This is a genomic window from Chamaesiphon sp. OTE_75_metabat_556 (assembly GCF_031378165.1).
Taxonomy (GTDB): Bacteria; Cyanobacteriota; Cyanobacteriia; order Cyanobacteriales; family Chamaesiphonaceae; genus Chamaesiphon.
Window position 1 is genome coordinate 1 of sequence record NZ_JANNDR010000088.1, and the last position, 6,071, is coordinate 6,071.

The following is a 6,071-nucleotide window of genomic DNA, read 5'->3' on the forward strand; positions in this document are numbered from 1 at the left end:
CTGCGAATTTCACTCGTGAGCTGCAATCCGCCCCAGCGAGGCATTTCCACGTCAGAGACGACGAGATCGAATTGTCCGGCTTGGAGGGTTTCCCAACCTTCTAGGCCATCTTTGGTGGCGGTGACTGTGTAGCCAGCACCAGTCAGAATCCGGGTCATCTGCGTCCGAATGACCAGTGAGTCTTCGACCAAGAGGATCGAAGGCGTGGTATCGATCGGTAGTGACTGATCCGTGCTGCTCGGTGCCAGGGGATTATGCCCTGCTGCGGTGGCAAACAGATCGAGGGGATTGAGTACCAAGCAGACCGCACCCGTCCCTAAAATTGTCGAACCACTCAGATGGGGCACGTTGTGTAATAGGGGATGGGGCGACTCGATTGTCACTAGTTGCCGATCGTTGATGCGATCGACTAGCAGTGCTAGTTGTTGGCGTCCCGATTGGAGCAGTAAACAGGAAATCGAGTTGGAGGTGCGGGCGATTTCCCCTGGTGAATTGGGGGCAGTGGCTGGTAAGGAGAGCAAATCTGCCAACCAAGCTACTGTGGTCGTTTGACCGTTAATCTGCGTAGTCGGGGTACCACCGAGGGCGAAGATTTCCGCTTTATTGACCAACAACATCCGATCGACAAATTCGACAGGGATGGCGTAGGTTTGGTCGCGGACATCGACCATCATCACTTGCGAACTACCGATCGCGTGAGTGAGGACGATGCGGAATGTACACCCGCGATCGGGTGATGATTCTACCTCGACAGATCCTTTGACCCGTTCGATATTCGTTTTGACGATATCCAAGCCCACACCGCGCCCAGATAGCTCGGTGACGCGAGCGCGGGTGGAGAAACCCGCCGCAAAGATCAGCGATTGAATCCGATCGACGCCCATTGCGTCCAATTCAGCCTTGGTATGTAGTCCTCGTTTGATGGCAGTGGCTTTAATCCTTTGTACGTCCAAGCCTCGCCCATCATCAAGGATCTCGATCGTCGTTTGGTTGCCAGTTTGACGGACTTGAATCGAGAGGGTCGCAGCGGCCACTTTGCCATTCTGCTGGCGTTCTGCTGGCGTTTCAATCCCGTGATCGATCGCATTTCGCAAGATATGCATCAACGGATCTTTAATCTCTTCTAGGAGGCGTTTGTCGAGGAGGAGGTCGCCACCATCGATCGCCAGATTAATCTCCTTAGATTGAGTTTTGGCCAGATCTCTGACCATCCGAGGATAGAGATTGAAAATCGTCGCCAATGGCAAAAGTCGCAACTTTTTGACGCCCGATTCGAGGGCGGATGTGACTTGTTCCAAGCGCGAACTGTCCGACCCGATCGATTTTTTGAACTTATCGATTAGCGCGCCCATTTGCTCCCACTGGCGATTGTTGCGACTAAGTTGGTGGTGCAGGGGTGAATGTGACGGGAGCTGCTGGATCAGCGTTTGGAAATATTGGTAATCGCGGCTGCCATTCTCCCAGATTTCGACCAGGGCTTCGAGATCGAGCAATCGACTGGCGATCTGTTGGTTGATGACATTAATTTCCCCAGATTGTCCCATCAAAGCGTCTAGCTGCTTGGCTTCGACCCGAATCGTCTCAATTTGGTATTCGCCGATATTTGCGGCTGGCAGTGCTGGTGGTACGGGTGGGGTCGGATGGAGATCTGGCAATCTGGCTGGTGGTGCGGAGCTAGACTCGATCGACTCAGTGGTGAGATCGGCCAGTATGGGCAAGGCCAAGTCGATCGCCTCATCGGTGGCGGGCACCAATAAATCGAGATCGTCAAAAGCTCCAAACAACGAATCTTCATCCGCCTGAGTCGATCTAGCGGTCGCACCACTCTGACTCGAAATCAATGTGAAGTGACCTTCACCATCGAAACTCGACTGCTTGATCGCATCGAGACTAAATAGATCGTCGAGATCTGCTGCCGGTGGCGGTACCGTACCGGGCATCAAGATAAAATCGTTAAAGTCTTGCTCGCGATCGCCCTGTATTCCCGTAGTAGCATCAACTTGCGGCAGTGCTGAATCTGTTAACTCTTCCGGTGCAAATAGCTCGGCTGCTAACTCCAGGAACGATGTCTGAAGTTGTGACGGTGTTGGCGCTACAACTTCCGGCGGATCGAGCGATGGTAGTGGCTCGACCGCAGCAGATATTGGCTGCTGTAGCAAGTCTCGATCGCCTTCATGTACCCACAACTCTGATGGTGTATCGAAGAGTGACTCTTCATCACTCATGCTCACCCACCCAAATGAAGGGAGATCGTCTAAATCGGGAACGCTTGATTCGCCGTCGATCTCTGCGAACAGCGCGGTCTGAACTCCTACCGATCCTGAATTGCCGATATTAGGCAGTGGGGCTGCGCCACCATCACCCATCAAAGTCGCCAATACATAAAACATATTGACGTCATTGGGTTCGCCAGTGACGGCAGTATGCGCCAATTGCTTGATTGTATCTAGACCAGTATAGAGCCTGTCGCAGAGTGCTTCAGTCATGCTCGCCTGACCTTTTTCGTTGGCGGAGCCTCTCCCCTGGAGAATCGGCATCAAACATTCTTCGATCTGGTGGACGAGCGTTTCGACGTCTTCCACCCCTAGCATCCGCGAGTCACCCTTGAGCGTATGGGCAGAACGCAATAAGTCCTTTAATACCGCTGGATTTTGCGGTTGTTTTTCTAGCAGCATCAATGCCGACTCGATCGCTTGGATATGCTCGGCGGCAGAGGTTTTGTACAGTCCTCTGAGTTCTTCGTCGTCAATGTACATGGTATTTTTGTGGATAGTGGATAGTGAATAGTGGATAGTGAATAGTGAATAGGAGCTTAACCGATGCAAAATTGGGACGCTTGCGTCCTCGTTGTTTACTATTCGCTAATTCTCTAATTTCAATTTGAGAGATTTTTGCAAGCCACGAGTTGTTTTGCTTGTTGCTGTTAAAGTAGTAAGAATTGATTGAAGATCCTTGTCCGACAAGTAACTGAAGCGACGCGCTAACAGTCGTTGTGTTTCGAGTTCGCAAAGTGAGCCAAATGCAATTGCCAGAAAGTGCAAAAATTCTTTAGTTGAATCTCGACCTTGACCTTCAGCAATATTAGAAGGAATAGAAACAGCCGCTCGACGCATCTGACTACTCAGACCATAAATTTCTGATTTAGGGAATTCTGCTGTCAATCGGTATACTTGTTCTGCAACTTCCATTCCCAGTTGCCAAACTTTTAAGTCGCGATAACTACTAACACTCATTGAACAGCCTCAATCTGTATGATTTCATGTAAATTATTGATAGTGAACGGTAATTAGCAGGTAGAAAATCTATCCACTATCCACTATCCACTATTCACTATCCTCTCCCCTATTCCCTAAACTACTGCTGCTTTCAACTCATCCGCCACCTGAGTCAACTCTCTGGTAGTCATTTTCACTTGGTGCATCCCGATCGAACTTTCTTGCGAACCTTGGGAGATATTGGTCATCGAGGTTAGTACCTGCTGAATCGATATCGCTTGTTGCTTGGCACTGGTGGAGATTTGTTGGGAGTTCAAGAACACGTTGTTGACGGCGTCGGTCACACCCGCGAAGGTGTCGGCGGTCGATCGAGCCAGGTCAATCCCTTCGTTTACCGTTTTGGTACCTTCATCAGTTACCATCACCGTCCGGTTGATCGCTGCTTGAATGTCGTTGGCCAGGAGGTTAATCTTATCGGCAGATTTCTTACTTTGGTCGGCAAGTTTCCGAATTTCATCAGCAACTACGCTAAAACCTTTACCTTGTTCGCCCGCCCGGGCTGCTTCTACTGCTGCGTTGAGTGCGAGCATGTTTGTTTGGCTAGCCAAGTCGGCAACCAAGTCAGATACGATCGTAATTTGGCCGGTTTGTTCGCTGAGATTGACGATCTGATTGGCGATCGCGTCTACTTTATCCCGGAGTCCAGACATCCCTTGGAGGGTTTGTTGTACCGATCGAGTCCCGTCTTCAGCTAGCGAGAGGGCTTGGCGGGCACCATTAGCTGATGCTTCGGCTTGTGCGGCAGATTGGAAGGAGATCGCTCCGAGTTCGTTAACTGTGGTACTAGTATCGATCGCTGAGTTGGCTTGCATGTTCACCGTGACCTCTTGCATTTCAACCGTATCGACGATCGCGCCCGAAGAACTGACAATTGAGTCGGCTAGCTTCCCGATAAATTTGGTAATCCGATTTCCCAACAGCAGCGATAAACCCACTGTCGTACCGCTAGCAAGTAGCATCCCCACTAGTAGCACCGCCAGAACTGAATTGGCCTTGGCATCAACAAACCTGGTATCTTTGGCCATGAGTACGCCCAGATTACTCTGACCTAAATCTTCACTCTTGGGGAGACCGATCGCGGAGATTAACTGGTTGTGGTTGGTCATCAGATCGACATCAAAAGCGGATTGCGGTTTATCACTTTCTTTTAACTGCTCGTACTTCGCAAAGTCCTTAGTCTCGCGACCGACTCGATCGTCTTCTAAGTCAAGGACAAATTTATTGGTGGTTTTGTCGATAATGTGCCATTGCTCGTCATTAATCCCATATGGCGTCGCAATTGGTTTGAGCGCGGCAACTGGCATTCTCATGCGGACGATCGCCGTCATCTGTCCAGTAATACTATCTTTAACTGGGGCAACAAAGTAGATCGATGATTGTTTGGTTGTTTTGGAAGTTTCCACTTTACTGGTGTAGGGTTTACCAGTTTTGAGTACAGCCTTGAAATAATCTCGATCGGCATGGTTGACTCGACTACTACCTTTAGAAGCAGCGATCGGATTGCCCTTGAGATCGAAAATCATCACACTGTCATAAAATTTATATCGATCGACATAGTCATCCAAAAAGCCTTCTTTTTCTGCTAGCGGCAGGGTTTTGACGATCGCGGCATTGTTGACGAATGGTAAATCGGCAATGGATTGAGCGTCTTTAAGCCGAATACCAATAAAGCGCGCCAGTGCATCCGATAGCGACAAAGCCGCCGCTTTTTGGCTGTTTGTTTCGGTCTCGGTCAAGTTACTACTAGACAGAAAGTAGGCCAAGCCCCCAACCCCGACAACGGGCAAGAGTGCTAGCAAGATCGCCACCGCCGTCGCCTTGGTTTTGAACGAGACGTTATTGAATTTGTCTTGGAAATTGGTTTTGAAGGTGGATAGCATCGGGGTTAGAGGTTAGTTTTTGGTGAATAGTTGGGGGAGTGGATAGTGGATAGTGGATAGTGGATAGTAATGGAATTTGAGTGGAGCGCAGATATTATTTAGGACGCTTGCGTCCTTCTTCCTCGCTATTCACTATTCACTATTCACCATCCACTAATTCCTAACTCACCGCTGCTTGCAGCTCATCCGCAATCTGGTTGAGTTCTCTGGTGGAGGTTTTGACTTTGTGCATTCCGATCGCACTTTCTTGCGAGCCTTGGGAGATGGTGTTCATCGCGCCGAGCACTTGCTGAATGGCGGTGGCTTGGCGTTTGGTACTAGAGGAAATCTGCTGGGAGTTCAAGAACACGTTGTTGACGGCCTCGGCTACCCCAATAAAGGTCACGGCGGTATTTTCGGCGAGTTGAATCCCGTCGGTAGCGGTTTTGGTACCGCGATCTGTCGTCATCACCGTGCGGTTGATTGAGGTTTGAATATCCGTCGCCAGATCGTTAATCTTCTGGGCGGATTTTTTACTTTCGTCGGCGAGTTTCCGAATTTCACCCGCAACCACCCCGAATCCTTTCCCCTGTTCGCCAGCTCGTGCTGCTTCTACAGCGGCTTTGAGGGCGAGCATGTTGGTTTGTTTGGCCAGATCCGATACTAGGTCGGAGACGGTGGTAATTTGGCCGGTTTGTTCGCCGAGATTGGCGATTTGCTGGGCGATTTCATCGACTCGATCGCGCAAGTCGGACATCTCATGAATAGTCTTTTTCACTGCCTGGGTGCCTTCTTCTGCTAGTGACAGGGCTTGTTTTGCTCCAGTTGCCGATGCATCGGCTTGTTCGGCAGTTTCGGTCGAGATCGCTTCCAGGACGTTGATACTGTCGGTCGTGGAGATTGCCGAATTCGCCTGTTGGTTGACCGCGATCGCCTG

General features: G+C 50.2%; 4 protein-coding genes. All 4 read right to left on the reverse strand.

The window, feature by feature from the left end; translation table 11 throughout:
• A partial coding sequence (locus RMO27_RS04135; RefSeq protein WP_309729388.1) for a hybrid sensor histidine kinase/response regulator occupies nucleotides 1-2,756 on the reverse strand: 2,756 nt, incomplete at its 3' end.
• A 105-nt stretch (nucleotides 2,757-2,861) separates the two neighbouring features.
• Nucleotides 2,862-3,188, reverse strand: coding sequence for a four helix bundle protein (locus RMO27_RS04140; protein WP_396133608.1), 327 nt, complete (start codon nucleotides 3,186-3,188; stop codon nucleotides 2,862-2,864).
• Nucleotides 3,189-3,349: 161 nt separating this feature from the next.
• On the reverse strand, nucleotides 3,350-5,155 hold the full coding sequence (locus RMO27_RS04145) for a methyl-accepting chemotaxis protein (protein ID WP_309729392.1): 1,806 nt from the start codon (nucleotides 5,153-5,155) through the stop codon (nucleotides 3,350-3,352).
• A 160-nt stretch (nucleotides 5,156-5,315) separates the two neighbouring features.
• Nucleotides 5,316-6,071 (reverse strand): methyl-accepting chemotaxis protein (locus RMO27_RS04150; RefSeq protein ID WP_309729394.1); only part of this gene is annotated, 756 nt, incomplete at its 5' end.

What these genes read in the sequence shown, in the direction of transcription:
- RMO27_RS04140 (WP_396133608.1), bottom strand. Translation starts at nt 3,188, where the DNA reads ATGGAAGTTGCAGAACAAGTATACCGATTGACAGCAGAATTCCCTAAA.
- RMO27_RS04145 (WP_309729392.1), bottom strand. Translation starts at nt 5,155, where the DNA reads ATGCTATCCACCTTCAAAACCAATTTCCAAGACAAATTCAATAACGTC.